This is a genomic window from Actinoplanes sp. NPDC051470 (assembly GCF_040682035.1).
Classification (GTDB): Bacteria; Actinomycetota; Actinomycetes; order Mycobacteriales; family Micromonosporaceae; genus Actinoplanes.
Map to the genome: position 1 here is coordinate 1 of NZ_JBFBAA010000064.1, position 20,837 is coordinate 20,837.

Below are 20,837 nucleotides of genomic sequence, written 5' to 3' on the forward strand. Positions count from 1 at the left end.
AATCAGGACCAACCTCCGACGGATCCCCGCGTACGAACGCCGACCGCTCGATCTCCGCCGGATCCCGCCCGACCTCCGCACAACGGTCATCCACCTGTAGGCCCCGGGCCTCAGCTGGTTCAGCGGCAGCTCCACCGCCGGCGCCTTACCGGCTCCGGATGACCAGTCCACCTCGGTAGTCACGGTCATACCCTCCCCCATGAGACTTCTTTTCCGTACGCGGCGCGGAAGATCTTGCACCGACGGAACTCCTCGGTATCAGGTACACGGCACAGTCATCCGGCCGCAATCGGCCGGCCTCGCGGACCCGGGTTGGACGACGGGACATAACCCTTTGGGCATTGATGTGGATCTTTCACGTTTGCCTGTTCGATTCGTTTGTACACGGCCGTTCGGCGCGCTTCAACCCGAGTTAAGATCCACTCAGGACGATCGCTGGGAACCGCAATGCGGCAACATTGACAGCGAGTGATCCAGGGCTGCGACGTGTCGGCCAAGTCACTCGCCGTCCGCGCTGATGACCGCCCAAGTGGACCATCACCGCAGGGGAGCTGCGTCCTACAGACTGTCATCGGTCGTTGCTGAAATTCTGGTCGGCGAAGTTCGAGGCGATTCTTCCGCATCTGAATGAACGGCAGTGTCGGTTGTTGATGGGTGCTGAGGCGCGAGTCCTGGGCCATGGCGGGATCCGGGCGGTGGCCAGGGGCGGCCGAGGCCCGAGAAGCGACCGTGGCGCTCGGTGTCGATGAACTCGACGCTGGGCCCGTGCCTCTAGGCCGGACCCGCAAGCCCGATGGGGCCGTAAGCAGGCGGTGAATCTTGACCCTGGGCTGCGTCCGGTGTTGCTGGCGCTCGGCGCGACGAGCATGTCGGCCGGACGGCTTCCCGTGGCTGACGGTGGCGGGCAAAGTGTTGTGCGGGTGGGTCGTCATCGACCTGGACGCCACCCAGATAACCGCCCACTCCGACAAGGCAGCATAACGAGCACGGATCCGTCGGACCCTTCGACACGATCGCTGGGTTTGTGGTTACCCGTGGGGTACAAACCTGGATCTTGGCGAGAAAGGACGGGGAGATGCCGCGAACTGTTCTGGTCACCGGAGGTGCGGGATACATCGGCAGCCACACCTGTGCGGAATTGCTCGAACACGATTACGACGTAGTGGTGGTCGATGACTATTCGAATTCTTCTCCGGCCGCTCTCGGACGTGTTCAAGAGGTTGCCGGCCGCCCGCTGATCAGTGTTCCGGCCGATATGCGCGACCGGCGTGCTCTGGACGCCATCTTCGAGAAGCATTCCATTGACGCCGTCATCCACTTTGCGGCGAAGAAGGCGATCGGTGAGTCAATGAATATTCCGCTGGTGTATTACGACGTCAATCTCGGGGGCACGACAAACTTGCTCCACAGCATGCAGAGACACGGCGTACAGAAGATTGTCTTCTCCAGCTCGTGTTCCATCTATGGCGAGTCAAGCCGGGCACGATTGTCCGAGGATGAAGAGCCACGGCCGACAAACCCGTACGCCCGCTCCAAGTGGATGTGTGAGCAAGTCATACGTGACGCGTGTAAGCGCTGTCCGGAGATGTCAGCAATCTCGCTGCGTTACTTCAATCCGATTGGTGCGCACCCGTCCGGGCTGCTCGGCGAGGTTCCGGCGGGCCTCCCCAACAACGTTGTTCCATACCTCATGCAGGTTGCCGTCGGCCGCTTGAAGCGACTCAGCGTGTTCGGCTCCGACTACGACACCCCGGACGGTACGGCAGTTCGTGACTACGTCCACGTCCTCGACGTCGTCGCCGGTCACCGAGCGGCTCTCGAGCACCTTGACGAAGAGACCGGGACGCAGCTGTTCAACCTCGGCACCGGTGTAGGGACCTCAGTGTTGCAGCTGGTGGCCGCGCTCAGCGAAGCCTGTGGCCGACCGCTGCCATACGAACTGGCCGATCGGCGACCGGGCGACGTGGCGACCCTGGTCGCCGACTCCGACCGGATCCACCGGGCATGGGGCTGGCGACCCGTCCATGGCCTGAAAGAGATGTGCCGGGATGCGTGGCGTTTTCAACGCATGAATCCGCGGGGTTATACGGCACCTCGGTAGGTAGTCTCACCACAAGATCGGGATCTTCCGGGCGACCGCGAACGGTCATGGCCCTAGCACGAGGTGCGGGAACTCGGCCGAGGTCAGCATCAGCCGGGCACGATACACGGTGTCGGGGTCGGCCGGGGTCCCGGTTGCGGCGAAGATCTCCCGGGTGGTGCGTCGGCCATCGGCGGCCGCCCACAACGCCCTGAACTCGGCCGGAGGCGGCCACCGGCCGATCGGTGCGGCAGCGGTCCCCAGCCGGTACCGCTGGTCGTCGTCGAGCCGGTAGCGTCGCCGCATCGCGTCCGGCCGGCGGGGCACCGCGGCGAGGAACTGCTCGTCCCGCTCGGCCTCGGTGACTCGGCCGCCGGAGCTGACCCGGTCGGGCCGGAGGTAGAACCACAGCATCGGCGCGCGATCCAGATGGAGGAGGTTGACCAGCTGCCAGCGGGCCCGATCGTCGAGCGCGCGGTATGCCCGGGCCAGTCCCGGGTCGGCCAGTTCGAGATTCCACCGAAACCGGTCCGCGGCCTTGTCGAACGGGTTGACCCGCGGCGCGTCGATGACCAGCCCGGCACCGGCGGCCAGCGCCCACAGCCCGTCCACATCCCATGAGAGCTCGTACGGGTTGAGCCAGCTGTCCGCCCAGGCGGCGTCGTCCAGGCCGGCCGTACCGGCCAGGCTCCGGGTCAGCGTGCTGGGCTCGTCGATCGCACCAGCCAGGGCGCGCGCGGCAGCGACCCGGTCCGCGTGGTCGCCGGTCCCCAGCAGGATCCGCTGGGCCTGCTGGAACGCGACCGGCTCGCGCCGGTGGAACCGGTTGTAAACCATCAGCTCGAGCACCCCGGTATCTCGCAGTGCGGCGGCCAGCTGCTTCAGACATGCGGCAGGGTCCGGATTGTGGTGCACGACGCCGGTGCAGACGACGAGGTCGAAGGCCGCCACCGCGGTGCTGGCGAGCAGGCCCTGATGGTCGAGCCGGAGATTGTCGACCCCGACGTCGTTGGCGTTGGCCCGACAGATCTCCAGCGCCTGCACGGACACATCGGTGCCGAGCACCCGGGCCTCCGGGTACTGCAGGGCAACCATCAGGGCCTGATTCGTCCCGCATCCAGCCACCCACACGTCCTGCGGGGCGGCCAGCTCGGTCCGGCCGGTCTCCTGCCGGAGCATCGTCCAGGCGAACAGCGGGTCGTCGACGGTATCGAAGTACTGCGGCCGCCATGGGTACGGGTACCGCCCGTAGAAATCGCCGATCGCGGTTTCGTGGGCCGCGAGCGTCACAGCCAGCTCACCTGGTCCTCAGGCACCGTCGAGGTCGAGAACCCGCCGAGCCGGTAGACCAGGGTGGCCCGTTGCGTGCAGGCGATCTCCGCCCCGTCCCGGAGCAGCGCGGCGAGGAACTTGTCGTCGTCGGCGACGAGGTGGTCGCGGTCGTACTCGGTGAAATCGAACTCGAAGCCGACCGACAGGGCCAGCTCCCGGTCGAGCAGCCACTCGCCGCCGTCGACCGACTGGATGTCATCCGGGCCGTCGCCGCGGTCGGCCCGGTCCCGATAGACGTTCGATCCCGGCGTGACGACGCCCAGCCCGCGCAGTCGCTCATACTCCCGCCGGCCGCGCTCGTCGTCCTTCACCCAGGGAAAAACGGGGTCGAGGTACGGGCGGCCGGCCGCGTCGACGACCTGCAGCCACGAGTGCACCGCCGGCGCCTCGGTCCGGCGGGCCGTGTCAAGCAGCCGGTGCAGGTGGTCCGGACCCCACTCGTTGTCGTCGTCGAGGAAGGCGATCCACCGGGTCGTCGCCGTCTCGGCGCCGAGCTGTCGCAGCCGGCCCAGGCGGCGTGGCCCGGTGACTTCGCCCGGCCCACGCGGCGCCGGCTCGACCCGGACCAGGGGCGGGGTGCCGGCGGCGAGGGAGCGAAGGGTGTCCGGGCAGTCGTCCACCAGCACGAGGTGCTCGGCTACGTGCTGGCAGCACTGACCGGCGACCGAGCGCAGCGCCCGAGCCAGCAGCTCGGGCCGTCCGCGGGTAGCGGTGATCACGGTGACTACGTCGTGGCCCGATCCAGTCATGAAGCTCCCTCCGCTCCCGTTTGGGCGTTCCCCCGCACCACGTGGTGCACCTCATGCAGCATGCCGACGTCCAGCGCCGCGCCCGCCGCCATCATCGGGCCGCCGGCCCCCTCCCGCACGCACCGGTAGAAGTGCTCGAGCTCCAGCCCGAACACCGACTCGTACGAGCTGGGCTGCACCGAAGTGCGCAGTCCGCCGTCCTCGTACCGGGTTCGGGACAGTTCGGACGGACAATGGTCCAGGTACGCCGACGGCAGCGTCAGCGTGTAGTCGCCGTCGTTGGTGACCACCCGAAGTTGCTCCCGGTAGCCGCCGCCCAGCTCCGCCAGTGTGAGCACGGTGAGCAGCACCGACCAGTCGCCGTGCGCCCAGGTGGCATGCAGCCCGCGGCGGTCGAGCAGCTCGCGAGCGGCGAGCAGCTTGGGCCGGCCGCCGACCAGAGCGCGTATGCAGTAGACCTCGTGGATGGCCAGGTTGAGGAGCACCTCGTCGACGAAGTAGTCCCAGGAGCCGCCCCAATCCTCCCGCGAGTCCGGCGGCTGCCAGCCGTCCGGCCGGACCACCTGATGGTGGCGGCGGTAGTACCAGTCCGGCGGCAGCACCACGGTGGCGTCGAGCAGCTTGGGGCCGGGGATGCCGGCGACGGTCTCCCGCAACCGGCGGAAGCCCGGGTCGAACAGCCGGACATACCCGGTGACCACGGCCCGGCGCGCGGTCACGGCCGCGGCGACGATCGCCTCGGCGTCCTTGACCCGGTAGCAGAGCGGCTTCTCCACGAATACGTGCAGCCCGGCGGCGAGCGCGTCGAGCACGATGGGACCGTGATCGCCGGGAGTGAGCACGAGCACCGCCTCGAGTCCCGGCGTGGCCAGCAGCTCCCGGTGGTCGAGGTGGCCGGCCGGTACGCCGAGCCCGCGCCGCACTCCGTCGAGCACGACCGGATCGGTGTCGCAGACGGCGTCGAGCGAGAACAGCGGGCGGAGCGCAGCGGCGTGCCGCAGATGCATGACCTGCGCGATCTCGCCGCAGCCGATCACGCCGAGGCGGACGGGGCCGGCCACGTCAGCCGCCGCGGACGGTGTGGATCTTCTCCAGTGCCTCGGCCACCTGCTCCACATCCCCACCGTCCCCGAGCAGGACATTGTGCGGGACGGTGAGGAACTCCTGCCGGGCCCGGTGCGATTCCGGCAGGTCGAATCGCCGGGGGTCGAGTCTGGAGAGGACGGTGGCGTCGTACTTGTGCGGAGACGCCAGCGGGTTGTAGAGCAGGCTGGCGTTCAGCGGGTCATGCAGCGGCGCGCAGAACACACCGAGTTCGGCGACCAGGTCCTGGCGAAGCGTCTCCACGTCGACGCCGCCGAACTCGGCCCGGTCGACCCGGATCGCGTACTGGTAGTACGTGCGGCGGGTGACACCGTCCTGCGGCGGCAGCGGTGTCAGCCCAGGGATTTCGCCAACCAGCTTGTCCAGATGCTGCGCGTTCTTGGCCCGCCGTGCGTTCTCGCTCGGCAGCCGCTCGAGACCGCCGAGCAGGATGGCCGCCTGCACCTCGGACAGGCAGAGGTTGCGGCCCTGCACCTCGCCGACCTCGTCCAGCTCGGGCAACCCGGGCGCGCGATGGCCCGCTGCGTACCGCCGGCCATCGGCGCGATACTGCTCCATCAGCCGGTAGAGCTGTGGGTCGTCGGTGATGGCGGCGCCGCCCTCGCCGGCGGTGAGCACCTTCGACTCCTGCATGCTGAAGGCACCGATCTGGCCGAAGGTACCGACCATGCGGTCGCGGTACTGGGCGCCGTGCGCTTGGGCGCAGTCCTCGACCATCGCGAGGCCATGCCGCCGGCACAGGTCGGTGAACGCGTCCAGATCGGCGATGTTGCAGGACAGGTGAACCAGCAGCACCGCCTCGGTGGCTGCGGTGATCGCCGCCTCAGCCGCGGCAGGCGACATGCACAGCGAGGTCTGGTCGATGTCCACCAGCACCGGCACCAGGCCGGCGTTGGCGACCGCGGAGGCGCACGCCACCCAGGTCAACCCGGGCACCAGCACCTCCGCCCCACGAGTCAGCCCGAGCGACTCGAACGCGATGGTCAGCGCGCTGCTGCCGCTCGTGGTCGGGGCGCAACCGGCGACTCCATGGAACTCGGCGTACGCGCGGGCGAACCGCCGCTCGTACGGGTCGGCGTCCTGCTGCATCTCGCTGATCGCCCACCGCTCGCTCGTCAGGGCGTCGCGCACCAGCGCCTGCGTCCGCTCGTCGGCGTACGGCCAGCTCGGCCACGGGGTTGTCCGCACCGGGGCGCCGCCCTGGCTGGCGAGCGCGGTGATTGGCATATCTGAGCCTCCTCGAATGTGCCGGCAGCCGGCATTGACCAGTCGGTGGTGGCACCCCCTCGACCAACACGGCCCACATTCGGCGACGCCGGACGTTTCGTCAATTGTCAGCGTGTCCACTGTGCAACTGCTCGGATCGGGCAGTTGCACAGTGGACCGTGCAATTCGCCGACCCGGGCAGTCCGGGGAGATTGGTGGTAGACCTGGCGAGGACGTCCTTCGCCCCCCGGCCTTGAAGCCGGGCGCGAGCGGCGAGACGCCGTTCCGGCGAGTCCCTGCGGCCCGGAGACCCACGCCGCCAGGATCAGGTCTGACGACCGCACCTTCAGGAAGGACGCGATGAATCCAGGAGACGAGGTGGCCCAGATCGTGCGCCGAAACCTGCGGCTGGCCGAGGACCACCCGCTGCCCGGCGACCTGAGCTTCGCCGACGGCCTCGGCGCCGACTCGATCCTGGTGATGGGCATCCTGGTCCGGGTCGAGGAGACGTTCGGCATCGAGCTGACCGCCGAGTCGGTGACCCGGTCGGACACTCTGGACGGACTCGTCCACGAGGTGGAGCGGGCGCTGGCCGCGGCAGGCCGCCGGTGATCACCCTGGGGTTGAGCGGGCTGCCGTACGCACAGCAGGTCTACCTCCGGCAGAACCCGGGGGTGGACCGCATCAGCGAGCGTGTCTGCCAGGGCCTGGACAGCGCGGCCGGCCTGGTGATCGACGGCGAGGTGGTGGCCGCCGCGGCGGAGGAGCGGTTCACCGGGGAGAAGGGCACCGGTGCGTTCCCGGCCAACGCGATCGACTACTGCCTACGCGAGGCAGGCGTCGGGCCGAACGAGGTGACCATGGTCGCGCACGGCTTCGCGTACGACGAGTGCCGGCGCCTTCTGCGCACCGACCCGCGCTACTTCGACGAAGTGCTGAGCGGGCAGACGGTAGTGACCGAGCTGACCAAACACGGGTGGACCGACGTGGCCGACCGGTTCCACCCGGTCCGGCACCACGTCGCGCACGCCGCATCGGCTTTCCACCCGAGCGGGTTCGATGAGGCCCTGGTCGTCGTGTCGGACGGAATGGGCGAGCTGGACGCGCTGTCGGTGTTCACCGGCCGCGCCGGCACGCTGAACCGGGTGCACCACCAGGACGTCTCGCAGTCGCTCGGCATCCTGTACTCCCTGTGCACCCGGTTCCTCGGCTTCGCTTTCAACTCCGACGAGTACAAAGTGATGGGACTGGCCGCGTATGGAGACCCGGGCCGGTACGCACCGGTGTTCGACCGGCTGGTCGGCCTCCGCGCCGGCGCGGTCGAGATCGACTGGCCGTGGACGGGGCTGGGCGCCGGCACCGCCGGCTATCCCGGGGCGATGGGGTACCTGGCCGGGTTGGCGGGGTTCCCGGCCCGCCGGGGCGATGCCGTGGTCGGTCCTGAGCACGCCGACTTGGCCGCCGCCCTCCAGAAACGGCTGGCCGAGGTGCTGACCGGGCTGGTGTCGCACTGGGTCGGCGCGACTGGGCGGCAGCAGGTGTGCCTGGCCGGCGGAACCTTCCTCAACTGCCGGGCGAACCAGGACATCGCTGCACTGCCCTCCGTCGCGGACCTGTTCGTCCAGCCCGCGGCCGGGGACGACGGGACTGCCATCGGCGCCGCCCTGCACGTCGATGCGGAGAACGCCTCCCCCCGCCGGTCCCGAGGACGGCGCCGGTTCAACCCGTTCCTCGGGCCCGCCTACCCCACGGAGCACGTCGCCCGTACGGTCGAGGCGGCCGTGGACATCGGCGCGGTCACGGCCGAGCGGATCGACGACATCGAGGACTACCTCAGACTGGCCGCCGCCGACATCGCCGCGGATCAGATTGTCGGGTGGTTCCACGGCCGCATGGAGTTCGGCCCGCGGGCGCTCGGCAACCGGTCGATCCTGGCCCTGCCGGCCGGGGCAGCGGTCAAGGACCGGATCAATGCACTGGTCAAGCTCCGCGAGCCATTCCGGCCGTTCGCCCCGGCGCTGCTGGAGGACGAGTACGACCGGTTGTTCGAAGGCCGGCCGCTCGACCCCACCGCGTACATGCTCTGCACCGCGACGGCCAGGGTCGCCGCCCGAGAGCTGGTCCCCGGCGCGGTGCACGACGACGGAACGTCCCGGGTGCAGGTCGTCCCCGCCTCGCTCAATCCACTGTTTCACCGGCTGCTACGGAAAGTGCAGGCGGCCACTGGCGTCGGCTGTGTCATCAACACCTCTCTCAACATCAAGGGACAGCCGCTCATCATGGCTCCGGAAACTGCGATCAAGCTGTTTACCGGGACCGGCCTCGATCGCCTTTACCTCGCCGGGTACCGCCTGTCGAAGCCCGTGGGGCAGGCATGATCGACGAGCTCGTCACCATGGGGGCGCTGTCCCGGGTCCGTACCGGGAGCGGGCTGGTCGGCTACCGGTTCGTCGACGCGCTGTACGAGGCGTACGAAGAACTGGACGCCGCGCTGGTCGGGGCGGTCCCGGCCGAACTGCGGCCCAGTCCACACACCTGCACCAGCATCCTGGACGCCCGAGTGTTGGAGAAGATTAATTTCTTCGACACGCTGCCGGTGATCCCGATGCACGCGGTCCCGCACATCGACGGCGCGACCCCGCCCCGCATCCCGGGCTGGGTCCTGACCCCGTCCACCTGCTACCACACGTTCGCGCACCTGGAGGGCACCCGGCAGGACGACCCGCTGCGCGCGTACACCGCCCGCGGCACCTGCCACCGCTACGAGCCCAGCCCGGGGGACGAGACCCGGCTGGGCAGCTTCACCATGAGGGAGGTCGTCCTCGTCGGTGAGCCGGCTCGGGTCGAGGAGGAGGCCGACCGCCTCTTCGCCGGCCAGGTGGAGCTGCTGCGCCGGCTGCTCGGCGAGGTGGTGGTCGAACCGGCATCGGACATCTTCTACGGTCGGCTCGGCCGGTTCGCCCGTGCGAAGCAGGTCGCGACCGGGGTGAAGCTGGAAGGTCGGGCGAGCTGGGGTGACGGCACGATCTCGGTCGCCTCCCGCAACCTGCACCACACGGTATTCACCTCCGCGTTCGACATCGGCCCGGCCCGTCAGGGCGACGTGCTGCACTCGGCCTGCGTGGCGTTCGGGCTGGAGCGGATCGTGCTGGCCGCGCTCGCCCTTCAGCCCGCCCCGGAGCCCAAGCGGCTGCTGGCCGCGGTGCGGTCGGCGCGGACATGACCGTGGAGCTCGGCGTCACCCAGTGGAGCCTCCCCGAGCGAGGGGTCGCCGCCCTCGACGTCGCCGCCCGGGCCGGCCTGTCCTGCATCCAGCTCGACGTGGGCGGGCCCGGCCGGCCGGAGCCGGACGCGATGCGGCCAGAGGTCCGGCGCCGCTACCGGGCGGCGGCAGCCGCCTCGGGGGTCCGCATCGCCGGGGTGACCGCAGGCGTCCTGGACGAGTACGGCATGACCGCCCGGCCCGGCACGCTACGCCGGGACCGCTGCTGGGACGCGGTCCGGGCCGCGGTGGAGACCGCGGTGGAGCTGGCCGCTCCCGTGGTGTACCTGCCGGCGTTCGAGGACGGCGAGATCCGTACCGACGTGGATCTGGGCCGGGCCGCGGACATGCTCCGGGCCGCTCACGAGCACCTGGGACCGGCTCCGACCGAGCTCGCCGTGGAGACCTCGCTCGGGGCGGGGTCCACCCGGCAGCTGCTGGACCGGGCTGGGGTGCCCGGACTACGGGTGCTGTTCGACACGTACAACGCGGTGTGGTTCGGCCACGACCCGTGCGCGCTCTTCGATGCCCTCGGCCCGGACCGGTGCGGCCAGCTGCACGTCAAGGACGGGGTCGGCGGCGGGATGGGCAACGTGCCGGTCGGAGCCGGGGACGGTGGCACCGAGCGGGTCGTCCGGCACGTGATCGGGCGCGGGTACGACGGCTGCTTACTGCTGGAGGCCGAGTACGGGCTGGATCCGGCCCGGGTGGCCGTGGACGTGCGGCGGCTGGCGGCCTGGACCCGAGACGGGCTCGCCGATGAATGAGGCGGTGCGACTGGCCGTGGTGCACTCACACCCGGGTTCGGGCTACCCGGTCATCGCCATGGACAGCCTCTTCGACCCGGGATGCGGGGTACTGAGGGATCTGATCGGGGACCGGCCGGAGGCGCTTTTCGTGACCAGTCCGACGGTGGACCGGCTGTACGGCCCGAGCATCGACCGGTACATCGAGCGGCACGCGTACAGCCGAACCTGGCACCGGATCGTATGCCCCTCCGGGGAGGGCAACAAGTCGGTCGATAACGCGATGGAGCTCTGCGCTGCGGCGCTGCGTGCGGGCATCGGCCGGCTCGGAGTGTTCGTGGTGATCGGCGGCGGGACGGTGATCGACGTGGCCGCGTTCGCCGCCAGCGTCTACCGCCGCGGGGTAGCTCACATCCGGATCGGCTCGACGCTGCTCGGCCAGGTCGACGCGTCGGTCGGGGCGAAGTGCGGGGTCAACTTCGCGGAGAACAAGAACTTTCTCGGCGCCTTCCACCCACCCGCCGCTGTGGTGGTCGACACTGACCTGCTTGGCTCGCTGGACCGCCGCCAGGTCCGGGCCGGGATGGCCGAGATCATCAAGATCGGCGCCGCCTGCGACCGGGCGCTGCTCGACGACGTGCGGGCCTGGCTGGCCGCGACCGCCCCGGACACCCGGCGGCAGCTACTGGTCCGGACCTGTCACCGGGCGGCCGCGCTGATCGCGGTTGAGCTGGACCAGGATCTGTTCGAGCGAGACCTCTGCCGCAGCCTCGACTTCGGCCACACCGTCAGCCCGCTGCTGGAGATCGAGTCGGGGTACGCGCTCAACCACGGCGAGGCGGTGGCCGTCGACATGGCGGTCAGCGCACTGCTGGCCGAGCGGCTCGGCCGGCTGTCCAGCCCGGCCGCGCGATCGCTCGTCGACCTGCTGCTGGCCGTCGGGCTGCCGGTCTGGCATCCAGCGCTCACTCCGGACCTGGTCGCCCGGGCGCTGCAGAAGATGACCGCGCACCGGGGCAACCTCAACCTGCCGCTGCCCGCCCCGCTCGGCGCGGTCGAGTTCGTCACCCACGCCGCCCAGATCCCGGCCGACGCGATCGACTGGAGCGTCCGCACCGTGCGCGAGCTGGCCGCCGGATGAGCCGGCCGGTCAACCTCCCGCCGAACTACGAGGCGGTGTGGGAGCGGATGGTCGAGCTGCATCCGGCCGACCCGGGCCAGTCCCGGTTCGGCGGGTTGGTCGTCCGGCAGATCGACGGGCCGCTGGACCCTGCCCTGCTGCGGCGGGCGATAGCCGACGTCACCCGGCGGCACGACATCCTGCGGATCTCCGTCCGGACCGCCGGCCCGGACGCGGTGCTCGACGTCCATACCGACCTCGAGCCCGACGTCCGCGTCGCCGACCTGGCTGGGTGCCCGCCGGCCGAGCAGGACGCGTACGTTTCACGGCTGGTCTCCGGCGAGCGGCGGCGGGCGTACCGGCTGGCCGAGCCGCCGCTGTGGAGCGCGCATCTGGTCCGGCTCACACCGGTCCGCAACCTGCTGGTCATCGGCGTCTGCCACCTGCTGCTGGACGGATGGTCGGCCAACGTGTTGTTCGAGGAGGTGTTCGGCGCGTACGCGGCCCGGTCCGGCGGCCCGGCGCTGCCGGCCGTGCCCATGGACCTGCCGGCGGTGACCGCGGCGCAGCGAGCCGACCTGAGCCGCTCCGCGCACCGGGTCGAGCAGTGGGCCCGGGAACTGTGGGTGCCCGAGCAATACCTGCGGCTGCCGGTCCGGACTCCCGGGCCCACCGAGGACCTGCTCGCCGACGCCGGGCAGCCGTTCGCGTTCGGCGACGGCGTGGTCTCCTCGCTGGCGGACCTGGCCTGGCGAAACCGGACCACACCGTTTGTGGTGCTGACCGCCGCGTACGCCACCGCGATGTCGGTCCGGATGGACACCCCCCGCCTCGTGGTCAGTACCACGATTCTGGGCCGGCTGATGCCGGGCACTCACCGGTTGCTGGGCCAGTTCACCAGGGACGTCTTCTTCCCGTTCACGCCCGGCCCACGGTCATCGCTGGAGGAGGTCGTCCGGCACACCCACGCCGCGCTGGCCGCCGCGGTCGACAGCGCGACTTCCTTCACCACGCTGGCGCGGCTGCTGCACCCCGGCTTCGCCGCCGGGCGGCCGTGGTCGGACCTGCACCTGTTTGACGCCTACCTCCAGCCGGTCCCGCCGGCTGTCGGTCCGCTCCGGTACGGGGATCTGACCGTGCGTGCGGCGGACCCGGCCTGGACGCCGGCGCCCGAGCACGCGGTCACCCTGTCCGAGCTGCTCCCCGGCACCCTGTCGTCCTGGATCAAGCATGGCGCTCCGCACCTCACCGTCAACGCGGACCGGCGGGGCGGGGTCCTCGGCTTCAATCGGACGTTCTTCGAGCCGGGCCTGGCCGAGTCGCTGGTGGCCGATCAGCTCGCGGTGGCCCGGCTGCTGGCCGCCGACCCGGCCACGCCGCTGGCCGAGGCTCACCGGCTGCTCGCTCAGCGGCCCGACGCCGCGGGGGCCTCCGCCGGGTAGTGCCGCAGCCAGCCGATCAGTACGGCCATCGCCAGCATGGCGGCAACCGGCAGGAGCAGCGCGAACCGCAGCCCGACCGCGCCGGCCAGCAGGCCGATCAGTGCTGGGGTGAGGAAGAACGCCGGCAGCTGGCCCATCTCCGATACCGAGATGCCCTCGCTCGGAGTGACGGTTGGCTGGGAGGCGGCGAACTGGTCGACGATCGCGTTGTTGCAGGCGATCCCGACCGCGAACACGGTCAGCCCGGCGACGGCCACCGCCGGACGGTCGAGGGCCAGCGCGAGCAGCAGGCCGGTGGTGGCCAGCAGCACGCCGGCCCGCAGTACCCGGCGGCCGCCGTACCGGGCCGTAAGCCGGTCGCCCACCAGCAGGGTGAGCACCCCGACCACGGACATCAGCGCGAAGCAGAGGCCGCCGAGCACGGCGCCGCCGCCGAGCTCGTCCGCCACGTAGAGGGAACTCCACTGGGTGCTGACGCTTGCGATGAGGCCGACCAGAAAGGCCAGCACCGCGATCAGCCGCAGTTGCGGGGTGAACCGGTCGCGGATCCGCCGGCGCGAGGCGCCCGGCGGGGCGTCTGGCCGGTCCTCCTCCGGCAGCCAGCGCAGGCTGCCCAGCAGCAGCGCCCCGAGCACGGCGTTCGCCACGGTGAACTGGACCCCGGGTGACACGTCCAGCGCCGCGGCGGCCGTCCCGACGCCGGCCCCGAGAAAGACCGCCACGCTGAAGGCGGCGTTGAACGAGGACAGCAAGGGCCGCCCGTACGCGGTCTGCACCTGCATGGCCAGCGCCCCCATCGGTGTGGCCAGCAGCTGGGCCGAGAGGTACCAGAGCAGCATGCCGGCGACGACCGTGGTCAGCGACGAGGCGAAGCCCAGCAACGGGGCCGCGAGCAGTACCCCGGCAGCCCCGGTCACGGCCAGCCGTCGGGTGCTCGCCCGGCTCACCAGCAGCACGACGATGCCGAGGCCGACGATGTCGCCGCCGGCGGCAATCGTGTTGGCCAGCCCCCAGGACACGTCGCCCGCGCCGATCTGCGCCCGGATGGCCGGCACCCGCGCACCCCAGCTACCGATCATGAACCCCATCACGACGTACAGCAGGCTGACCGCGAGCCGGCTCCGGCGGTCACCCGTACGGTCTCCAGGCATCGGCGGCCTCTCGACTCGGGGGCCTGTCCGGGCTGTTGTAACACGGGCCGGAACGGCCCAACAAGGTCGCTGACGGTCGCCCGTTCCCTTGCCGTAGTAGGAAGGGCTGGGGTCGAATGGAGACGATCCCCTCGTTGTGCCGCCGACCGCGCTGCCCTCGAGAGTGCCCCTCGGCGATCGGAGCTGCGATGACCCCTGGCGTGAGCATCGTCCTGATCTCGACCGGGCCGTGGCGGGTCTTCCTCGAACCCGCGCTGGCGAGCATCCGGCGCAATCTGCTGCCGGGCCGGAACCGGCGGATCGTGCTCTTCACCGACGACGTGACCAACGTCGACCCCGACGTCGTCGGCTTTCAGATTCCGCACCTCGACTGGCCGTACAACACTCTGTTCCGCTACCACTACATCCGGGCCGCGCTCGACGGCCTGCCGCCGGAGGATCTCGTCGTCTACATCGACGCCGACATGATGGTCGCCACCGAGGTCGGGGCGGCCGAGCTGCTGCCGGCCGGGAAGACGTACTTCGGCGTGCAGCACCCCCACTTCGGGTGGAGCGAAGGGCCGTTCGAGGCCAACCCGGGCAGCGCGGCTTGGGTGGACCGCGCTCACGCCGACATCACCGAATACTGGCAGGCGTGCTTTTGGGGTGGGCGGGCGAGGGAGACCACCACGATGGTGCGGCGGCTGGCCGACGGCGTCGCGCAGGATGTCGACAATGGCCTGGTGGCGGTGTGGCATGACGAGAGCCACCTGAACCGGTACTTCATCGAGCACAAGGATGATGTGCATACGCTGCCGCCGTCGTTCGCGTTTCCGGAGGGCGAGGAACGCAAGTACTCTCCCCGGATCCTCCACGTGTCGAAGTCGGAGGACGAGTTCCCGCTGCGTCCGGGACCATCGAGCTTCTGGATAGACGCTCCGCCGGTACCAAGCCCGATCACCCTTAGGTAGGGAGGGGCAGTCAGTAATCTGCCCAAGTCTTGTGTGGACGCGGGGCGCGCGGTTGGGTCGCAGGATGGCTCGGATCGCTTATGACGGACACGACGCCGCCGCGTTCGCGGACACCCGGCATCTGGCCGCGGCCGCCCTTGACTCGTGGCTCGCCGCGGTCGGCCGGCATCTCCCCCCGGCCCACGGCAAGCGCCTGCTCGACCTGGGCTCGGGCACCGGCGCGTGGGCCAAGGCCTTCGCCGACTCGTACGCCGTGATCGCCGTCGAGCCGTCCGAGGCGATGCGGGCCCGCTCCGAGCACCCGCACGTGCTGGCCGGCGACGCCGAGCACATCCCGCTCGCGGACGGCTCGGTGGACGCGGTGTGGCTGTCCACGGTCGTGCATCACGTGCCCGATCTGGTCCGCTCCGCCCACGAGATCCGGCGGGTGCTGCGGCCGGGCGGGCCGGTGCTGATCCGGTCGGCGTTCGCGGGGCGGCACGACACGATCACCCTGTTCCGCTACTTCACCGAGGCGATCCGCGTCCTGGACAGTTTCCCCAGCGTGCCCGAGGTGCAGGAGGCGTTCGGCGCTTCCGGTTTCGGGGTGGCGGCGATCGAGCAGGTTCCGCAATGTACGGCCGCCTCGCTGCGCGACTTCGCCACCCGCCTGCGCCGGGCCGCGCACACCCCGCTCCAGCTGATCTCCGACCAGGAGTACGCGACCGGCCTGGCCCGCCTCAACGCCGCCGCCGACCACGTCGACGGCCCGGTCATCGACGCCCTCGACCTCCTCGTCCTGCGCTAGCGAAAAGGTTCAGAGACCCGGCGCGGCCGAAATCCTGGGAGAAGGCTCCTGGGAGAAGACGGGGAAGGCGGAGAAGACGGGGAGGTACGCGTCCAGGGCGGCGGCGCCGGTGAGCATGGCCCGGCCGCGGGCGGACAGGCGGGAACGCCAGTCGTCGAGCATGGATTCGACCGGCTCGATGCCGCCGGCCGTGCGGACCTGGTGGACCAGCGGGGCGATCTGCTCGAGCCGGTAGCCGCCACGCCGGAGCTGGTGGACCAGGTGCGCGTCGCGGACGTCGGCGGCCTCGTACACGCGGTAGCCCGTCTGCCGGTCGCGGCGCGGTTGGAGCAGCCCGGCCCGTTCCCACTTGCGCAGCGTGGCGGGTCGCAACCCGAGCTTGCGCGACAGCGGCCCGACGAACGTGTCACCGGGTGAAGCGGGCGCCGCCGGCACCAGGTCGTTCAGGGCGGCGGCCACGGCCTGCAACGTGCGGCGGTCGTCGAGCAGCTGGGCGTGGCTCTCGTCGATGATGCGCAGCGCGTCGGAGGCCGCGTCACGGTTGACCGCCCGCATGATCGCCGCCGCGGTCGGGTGGCCGTGACCGGGGATCAAGGCGAGAAAGGCGCTCAGCGCGTACGCGTGGACGGGCTCGTAGATCCGGTATCCGGCGGCCGTGCGGTTGGCGGCGGGAAGGATGCCCTCGGCCTCGTAGTTGCGGACCGCCTGGGTGGACAGGCCATGCGCGCGGGCCAGATCGACCGGCTTCAGGCGTACCCCAGCTTGAAGGTTATGACCTGCCATCTCCTGCTCACGCCGCGCAAAGGTTTCAACCGTCGGTTCAACGATAGCGTTGAGGGGGTGACGATGAACATCAGCGCTACGAATGTCATGAAGCTGATCGGGGCGAAACCGCGGCTGCTGGGGCTGGGCGAGCCCACGCACGGCGAGGACGTGCTGCTGGAGGTGCGCAACGACCTGTTCCGGGAGCTGGTCGAGCAGGAGGGCTTCCGGGCGATCGCGATCGAGAGCGACTGCCTGGCCGGAACCGTGGTCGACGACTACGTCACCCTGGGCGAGGGCACGCTCGACGACGTGATGGCGCGCGGTTTCAGCCACGGGCTCGGGGTTTCGCGGGCAAACCGCGAGCTGGTGCGGTGGATGCGTGACCACAATGACGGGCGGCCGGCGGGTGAGCGGCTGCGGTTCGCCGGCGCGGACGGGCCGCTGGAGATCACCGGGCCGGACAGCCCGCGGGACGTGGTGATCGCGCTGCACGGCTACCTCGCGCGGTGGCTCGACCCGCGGCTGCTCCCCTGCACCACGGAAACGCTCGGCGACCTGCTGGGCGACGACGGCCGGTGGACCAACCCGGACACCATGATGGACCCGGCGCAGTCGATCGGGCAGAGCGCCGAGGCCCGCGAGTTGCGGGTGCTCGCCGACGACCTGGCGGCGCTGGTGGAGGCCGAGGCGCCCCACCTGATCGCCGCGTCGTCCCGGGAGGGGTGGGACCGCGGGCGGCTCTACGCCCGTACCGCCACGGGGTTGTTGCGCTACCACTTCTGGATGGCCGACCCGGGGCCGTTGCGGGTGGACCGGCTGCTCGGCGTACGCGACTCGATGATGGCCGCGAACCTCCTGGCCGCCGCCGAATGGGGTCCGGCGCTGGTCTACACCCACAACGCGCACCTGCAACGGCACCGCAGCAGCCTGACCATGTGGGGCGACCTCAGGCCGGAGTGGTGGAGCGCCGGCGCGCTGGTCGACGCCCGCCTGGGCGACGGCTTCCGCCACCTGGCGATGGCGGTGGGCACCATCCGCCACCACGGGGTGGACACGCCGCCGCCCGACACCATCGAGGGCCGGTTGTACGCCGAGCCGGCCGACCGCCTCCTCGTCGAGCCGCACGGGCTGACCGGCCGGGCCGCTCGCGTGTCGGCCTGGTTCGGCTACTCGGCCCTGGATCCGGCGTTCATCAGCGGCCTCGACGGCGTCGTGTTCGTCAAGGACTGCCCGGCGCCCTGACGGAGCAGCGGCAGGGCGGTGGCCGCCGTGACCGCGATGATCACGGCGGTGAAGCCGGTGAGCGCGGCCGGCAGGCTGACCGACAGGGTGGCTACGCCGAGGCCGACCACCGGCACGGTGAGCCCGATGTATCCGCTGAGGAAGATGCCCGCGAGCACCTCACCGCGGTGGGCGGCGTCGGCCAGCGACCCGCCGACGGCCAGCGCCGCCTTGAACAGCAGGCCCGCCCCGGCGCCGCTGAGCACGCCACCGGCGAAGAACCAGCCGAGTGACCCGACCTGCACCACCACGACCGTGAGCGCCGTGATGCCGGTGACGAGCAAACCCGCACCCAACCCGATCTGGGTACGCAGGGCGAGCGGCCGGGCGGCGATCTGCGCGACCACGGCCGCGGCGAAGGCGACGAACACCACGAACCCAGCCGCGGCCCTGGAGGTGATGTGCAACTCGCCGGAGACGAAGCCGGGCACCAGCGACGTGAACAGCCCCAGCACCGCGAACGCGGCGAACGCGATCCCGCCGGCCCGGAAGAACCGTCCCCGCGCGTGGTCGGGGACGCGGACGCGTTGCGGGCGGTAGGCCGGGCGTACCGCGGGAGGGTTGGCCGTCTCGGGGACGAGGGCCACGCCGGCCAGGGCCAGGGTGAGCAGCACGAGGAAGACGATGTACGGGGTGACCAGCGGCGCGGTGACGTACTGGGCCAGCAGCCCGGAGGTGAGGGCGCCGACGCCGAAGCCGCCGAGGTTCGCCGCCGCGGACACGATCTGGCCGCGGGTCGCATCGGCCCCGGGACGCGACGAAAGGTGCAGGTCGAGGATGTGGGCGGTGATCGTGGCGGTCAGCATGCCGATGCCCAGACCCGAGACGACCCGGGCCACGATCAGCCCGGCCAGGTCGGTGCGTAGCAGGAAGATGACGGCCGAGACGATCTCGAGCCCGATCGCGGGCAGCAGGACGCGGCGCCGGCCGTGGGTGTCGCCCAGGTGCCCGGCGAGGAACAGGCTGATCACCACCCCGATCGCGTACGCGGCGAACGCGATCGTGACCGCGAAGGTCGAGAAGCCGTCGCGTTGCTGGTAGAGCGACCAGAGCGGGGTGGGCACGGTGCTGTACGCCATGACGACCAGGAACGCGGCCGCGGCGATCCAGAACCCGGTTTTGCGAGTGCGCATGAGACAAGGATCGGCCGGGACTTTGATCGCGTCCAACAATAAGATCTGATGCGATTGACCGTCATCGGAGATGAATCGTGGATAAACGGCAGCTGGAAGTGTTCGTGGCGGTGGCTCGTGTGGGCAGCTTCACCCGCGCGGCCGCCGAGTTGCATCTGGTGCAGTCGGCCGTCTCGGCCACGGTCGCCGCCCTGGAGGCCGATCTGGGGCAGCGCCTGTTCGACCGGACCACCCGGCGGGTCCGGCCCACCGCGGCCGGTCAGGCGCTGCTGCCCCGCGCGACCGCGATCCTGGACGCGTTCCAGGCCGCCCGGGACGCCGTCGACGAGGTGCGCGGCGGCCTGTCCGGCTCGATCCGGATCGGCTACATGACCAACGTGACCCTGTTCGACATCCCGCGCCTGCTGGGCCGGTTCAACGCCGGCCATCCCGGCGTCACCATGCGCCTGGCGCCGGCCGCCACCGGCACCGCCGGTCTGGCCGAGGGCCTGCGCCGCGGCGACCTCGATCTGGCCTTCCTGGCCGCCCGGCCGGCCGACTACCCCGACCTGCACGTCGACGTGCTGGCCACCACGGCGCTGGGTCTGGGCGTGGCGGCCGGGCATCCGCTGGCCGGGCGGTCGTCGATCAGCCTGGCCGAGGCCGCGACGCTGCGGTTCGTCGACTTCCGTGAGGGCTTCGGCAACCGCACCCTGGTCGACGCCGAGTTCCGGCGGCGCGGCCTGTGGCGTGACATCCAGATCGAGACGTCGGACACCAACGACACCGCGGCGCTCGTCCGCAACGGGCTGGGGGTGGGCTTCCTGCCGCGCTACCTGATCACCGGCGACGACGGGATCCACTGGATCGAGATCGCGGACGCGACGTTGGAGATGAGCGTGAGCGTGGCCACGCTGCGCGGGCGCACGCTGAGCGCGGCGGCCTCGCGTCTGGCTGAGCTGGCCCGTGACCAGGCCGGACCCTAGGAGGCCAGCCGCGCCCCGGCGTCCGTACGGTTGATCTCGGCCCAGACGGCGTCGAGGGACAGGCCGAGCACGTCGGCGATGGCGGCGATGGTCGGGAAGGCGGGGGTGGCCACCCGGCCGGACTCGATCTTGCGGAGGGTCTCCGGCGAGACGCCCGCCTCCAGCGCGGTCATCAGCATCGAGCGGTCTCCCCGGGCGCGACGCAGCAGGGCGCCGAGGCGCTGCCCGCGCTCGACCTCTTCGGGACTGAGTGGCAACCTGACCATGGTCCCGATTCTAGTACCGGGATAACATTGCCGGGATACTTATTGGGTCGACGAACAGGGCTTCACATGATCGAGTTCTTCAGCCCCGCCGAGCTGCCCCGGGCCCGGGAGACCGGCGCCCTGGTGGCCGGCATCCTGCAGAGCCTGAAGGGCCGCAGCGTGGCCGGCACCAACCTGCTGGACATCGACCGGTGGGCCCAGGCCATGATCGTCGAGGCCGGGGCGCAGTCCAGCTACGTCGACTACGAGCCGTCGTTTGGTCGCGGCCCGTTCGGTCACTACATCTGCACGTCGGTCAACGACGCGGTGCTGCACGGCAAGCCGTACGACTACACCCTGGCCGACGGCGACCTGCTGAGCCTCGACCTGGCCGTCTCCCTGGCCGGGGTGGTCGCCGACTCGGCCGTCAGCTTCGTCGTGGGCGGGGCGGACCAGCCGGAGAGCCTCGCCATGATCGACGCCACCGAGCGCGCCCTGGCCGCCGGGATCGCCGCGGCC

General features: G+C 70.8%; 20 protein-coding genes and 1 pseudogene. 13 read left to right on the forward strand and 8 right to left on the reverse strand.

The window, feature by feature from the left end; genetic code table 11:
- Positions 1-650: 650 nt before the first annotated feature.
- Positions 651-854 (forward strand): annotated as a pseudogene (locus tag AB0M54_RS47095) (ISAzo13 family transposase); the annotation flags it as partial.
- 221 nt (positions 855-1,075) lie between these two features.
- A complete protein-coding gene (gene galE / locus AB0M54_RS47100) occupies positions 1,076-2,101 on the forward strand; it encodes a UDP-glucose 4-epimerase GalE (RefSeq protein ID WP_364479731.1) in 1,026 nt (341 codons plus the stop codon).
- A 45-nt stretch (positions 2,102-2,146) separates the two neighbouring features.
- On the opposite strand, the gene AB0M54_RS47105 is transcribed toward galE, so the two are convergent.
- Genes AB0M54_RS47105 through AB0M54_RS47120 form a run of 4 tightly spaced genes read right to left on the reverse strand, consistent with a single transcriptional unit; the run spans position 2,147 to position 6,492 of the window.
- The gene (locus AB0M54_RS47105) at positions 2,147-3,370 is read right to left on the reverse strand and encodes a class I SAM-dependent methyltransferase (RefSeq protein WP_364479734.1); all 1,224 of its coding nucleotides are present in this window, start codon (positions 3,368-3,370) and stop codon (positions 2,147-2,149) included.
- Complete coding sequence (locus AB0M54_RS47110; RefSeq protein WP_364479737.1) at positions 3,367-4,161, reverse strand: glycosyltransferase family 2 protein; 795 nt, start codon at positions 4,159-4,161, stop codon at positions 3,367-3,369. The genes AB0M54_RS47105 and AB0M54_RS47110 overlap by 4 nt, the downstream gene beginning before the upstream one ends.
- Positions 4,158-5,222, reverse strand: coding sequence for a Gfo/Idh/MocA family oxidoreductase (locus AB0M54_RS47115; protein ID WP_364479740.1), 1,065 nt, complete (start codon positions 5,220-5,222; stop codon positions 4,158-4,160). Before AB0M54_RS47115 ends, AB0M54_RS47110 begins: the two co-directional genes overlap by 4 nt.
- A 1-nt stretch (position 5,223) precedes the next feature.
- On the reverse strand, positions 5,224-6,492 hold the full coding sequence (locus AB0M54_RS47120) for a DegT/DnrJ/EryC1/StrS family aminotransferase (RefSeq protein WP_364479742.1): 1,269 nt from the start codon (positions 6,490-6,492) through the stop codon (positions 5,224-5,226).
- A 339-nt stretch (positions 6,493-6,831) separates the two neighbouring features.
- Here AB0M54_RS47120 and AB0M54_RS47125 point away from each other — a divergent pair, with 339 nt between their 5' ends.
- From AB0M54_RS47125 to AB0M54_RS47150, 6 genes are read left to right on the forward strand one after another with little or no spacing between them, the layout of a single operon-like run.
- The gene (locus tag AB0M54_RS47125) at positions 6,832-7,083 is read left to right on the forward strand and encodes an acyl carrier protein (protein WP_364479745.1); all 252 of its coding nucleotides are present in this window, start codon (positions 6,832-6,834) and stop codon (positions 7,081-7,083) included.
- The gene (locus tag AB0M54_RS47130; RefSeq protein WP_364479748.1) at positions 7,080-8,849 is read left to right on the forward strand and encodes a carbamoyltransferase C-terminal domain-containing protein; all 1,770 of its coding nucleotides are present in this window, start codon (positions 7,080-7,082) and stop codon (positions 8,847-8,849) included. Before AB0M54_RS47125 ends, AB0M54_RS47130 begins: the two co-directional genes overlap by 4 nt.
- Complete coding sequence (locus AB0M54_RS47135) at positions 8,846-9,694, forward strand: hypothetical protein (protein WP_364479751.1); 849 nt, start codon at positions 8,846-8,848, stop codon at positions 9,692-9,694. Before AB0M54_RS47130 ends, AB0M54_RS47135 begins: the two co-directional genes overlap by 4 nt.
- Entirely contained in the window at positions 9,691-10,500 is an 810-nt protein-coding gene (locus tag AB0M54_RS47140) for a TIM barrel protein (RefSeq protein WP_364479754.1), read from the forward strand. Before AB0M54_RS47135 ends, AB0M54_RS47140 begins: the two co-directional genes overlap by 4 nt.
- Positions 10,493-11,620 (forward strand): iron-containing alcohol dehydrogenase, encoded by a 1,128-nt coding sequence (locus AB0M54_RS47145; protein WP_364479757.1) that lies wholly within the window; start codon positions 10,493-10,495, stop codon positions 11,618-11,620. The genes AB0M54_RS47140 and AB0M54_RS47145 overlap by 8 nt, the downstream gene beginning before the upstream one ends.
- The gene (locus AB0M54_RS47150) at positions 11,617-13,041 is read left to right on the forward strand and encodes a condensation domain-containing protein (protein WP_364479760.1); all 1,425 of its coding nucleotides are present in this window, start codon (positions 11,617-11,619) and stop codon (positions 13,039-13,041) included. The genes AB0M54_RS47145 and AB0M54_RS47150 overlap by 4 nt, the downstream gene beginning before the upstream one ends.
- On the opposite strand, the gene AB0M54_RS47155 is transcribed toward AB0M54_RS47150, so the two are convergent.
- Positions 13,005-14,192: an MFS transporter gene (locus AB0M54_RS47155; RefSeq protein ID WP_364479763.1), complete on the reverse strand. Its 1,188-nt coding sequence runs from the start codon at positions 14,190-14,192 to the stop codon at positions 13,005-13,007. The genes AB0M54_RS47150 and AB0M54_RS47155 overlap by 37 nt on opposite strands.
- Positions 14,193-14,392: 200 nt before the next feature.
- On the opposite strand from AB0M54_RS47155, the gene AB0M54_RS47160 reads away from it, so the two are divergent.
- Both AB0M54_RS47160 and AB0M54_RS47165 read left to right on the forward strand, forming a co-directional pair.
- Positions 14,393-15,142, forward strand: a complete 750-nt coding sequence (locus AB0M54_RS47160; RefSeq protein WP_364479765.1) for a hypothetical protein — start codon at positions 14,393-14,395, stop codon at positions 15,140-15,142.
- 64 nt (positions 15,143-15,206) lie between these two features.
- Complete coding sequence (locus AB0M54_RS47165; RefSeq protein WP_364479768.1) at positions 15,207-15,929, forward strand: methyltransferase domain-containing protein; 723 nt, start codon at positions 15,207-15,209, stop codon at positions 15,927-15,929.
- A gap of 9 nt (positions 15,930-15,938) precedes the next feature.
- On the opposite strand, the gene AB0M54_RS47170 is transcribed toward AB0M54_RS47165, so the two are convergent.
- A complete protein-coding gene (locus AB0M54_RS47170) occupies positions 15,939-16,712 on the reverse strand; it encodes a TioE family transcriptional regulator (RefSeq protein WP_364479771.1) in 774 nt (257 codons plus the stop codon).
- A 63-nt stretch (positions 16,713-16,775) separates the two neighbouring features.
- Here AB0M54_RS47170 and AB0M54_RS47175 point away from each other — a divergent pair, with 63 nt between their 5' ends.
- Complete coding sequence (locus AB0M54_RS47175; RefSeq protein WP_364479780.1) at positions 16,776-17,936, forward strand: erythromycin esterase family protein; 1,161 nt, start codon at positions 16,776-16,778, stop codon at positions 17,934-17,936.
- On the opposite strand, the gene AB0M54_RS47180 is transcribed toward AB0M54_RS47175, so the two are convergent.
- On the reverse strand, positions 17,861-19,108 hold the full coding sequence (locus AB0M54_RS47180; protein ID WP_364479774.1) for an MFS transporter: 1,248 nt from the start codon (positions 19,106-19,108) through the stop codon (positions 17,861-17,863). The two genes, AB0M54_RS47175 and AB0M54_RS47180, sit on opposite strands and share 76 nt — an antisense overlap.
- Before the next feature lie 77 nt (positions 19,109-19,185).
- Here AB0M54_RS47180 and AB0M54_RS47185 point away from each other — a divergent pair, with 77 nt between their 5' ends.
- Positions 19,186-20,073 (forward strand): LysR family transcriptional regulator, encoded by an 888-nt coding sequence (locus tag AB0M54_RS47185; protein ID WP_364323220.1) that lies wholly within the window; start codon positions 19,186-19,188, stop codon positions 20,071-20,073.
- On the opposite strand, the gene AB0M54_RS47190 is transcribed toward AB0M54_RS47185, so the two are convergent.
- Positions 20,070-20,339, reverse strand: coding sequence for a helix-turn-helix transcriptional regulator (locus AB0M54_RS47190; RefSeq protein WP_364323222.1), 270 nt, complete (start codon positions 20,337-20,339; stop codon positions 20,070-20,072). The two genes, AB0M54_RS47185 and AB0M54_RS47190, sit on opposite strands and share 4 nt — an antisense overlap.
- Before the next feature lie 66 nt (positions 20,340-20,405).
- Here AB0M54_RS47190 and AB0M54_RS47195 point away from each other — a divergent pair.
- The coding region (locus AB0M54_RS47195) for a M24 family metallopeptidase (RefSeq protein WP_364479777.1) at positions 20,406-20,837 on the forward strand (432 nt) is incomplete at its 3' end.

Excerpts from the sequence above, each read along its gene's own strand:
- galE (WP_364479731.1), top strand. The coding sequence starts at position 1,076 with ATGCCGCGAACTGTTCTGGTCACCGGAGGTGCGGGATACATCGGCAGC.
- AB0M54_RS47110 (WP_364479737.1), bottom strand. The coding sequence starts at position 4,161 with ATGACTGGATCGGGCCACGACGTAGTCACCGTGATCACCGCTACCCGC.
- AB0M54_RS47120 (WP_364479742.1), bottom strand. The coding sequence starts at position 6,492 with ATGCCAATCACCGCGCTCGCCAGCCAGGGCGGCGCCCCGGTGCGGACA.
- AB0M54_RS47125 (WP_364479745.1), top strand. The coding sequence starts at position 6,832 with ATGAATCCAGGAGACGAGGTGGCCCAGATCGTGCGCCGAAACCTGCGG.
- AB0M54_RS47135 (WP_364479751.1), top strand. The coding sequence starts at position 8,846 with ATGATCGACGAGCTCGTCACCATGGGGGCGCTGTCCCGGGTCCGTACC.
- AB0M54_RS47140 (WP_364479754.1), top strand. The coding sequence starts at position 9,691 with ATGACCGTGGAGCTCGGCGTCACCCAGTGGAGCCTCCCCGAGCGAGGG.
- AB0M54_RS47145 (WP_364479757.1), top strand. The coding sequence starts at position 10,493 with ATGAATGAGGCGGTGCGACTGGCCGTGGTGCACTCACACCCGGGTTCG.
- AB0M54_RS47150 (WP_364479760.1), top strand. The coding sequence starts at position 11,617 with ATGAGCCGGCCGGTCAACCTCCCGCCGAACTACGAGGCGGTGTGGGAG.
- AB0M54_RS47155 (WP_364479763.1), bottom strand. The coding sequence starts at position 14,192 with ATGCCTGGAGACCGTACGGGTGACCGCCGGAGCCGGCTCGCGGTCAGC.
- AB0M54_RS47165 (WP_364479768.1), top strand. The coding sequence starts at position 15,207 with ATGGCTCGGATCGCTTATGACGGACACGACGCCGCCGCGTTCGCGGAC.
- AB0M54_RS47170 (WP_364479771.1), bottom strand. The coding sequence starts at position 16,712 with ATGGCAGGTCATAACCTTCAAGCTGGGGTACGCCTGAAGCCGGTCGAT.
- AB0M54_RS47175 (WP_364479780.1), top strand. The coding sequence starts at position 16,776 with ATGAACATCAGCGCTACGAATGTCATGAAGCTGATCGGGGCGAAACCG.
- AB0M54_RS47180 (WP_364479774.1), bottom strand. The coding sequence starts at position 19,108 with ATGCGCACTCGCAAAACCGGGTTCTGGATCGCCGCGGCCGCGTTCCTG.
- AB0M54_RS47190 (WP_364323222.1), bottom strand. The coding sequence starts at position 20,339 with ATGGTCAGGTTGCCACTCAGTCCCGAAGAGGTCGAGCGCGGGCAGCGC.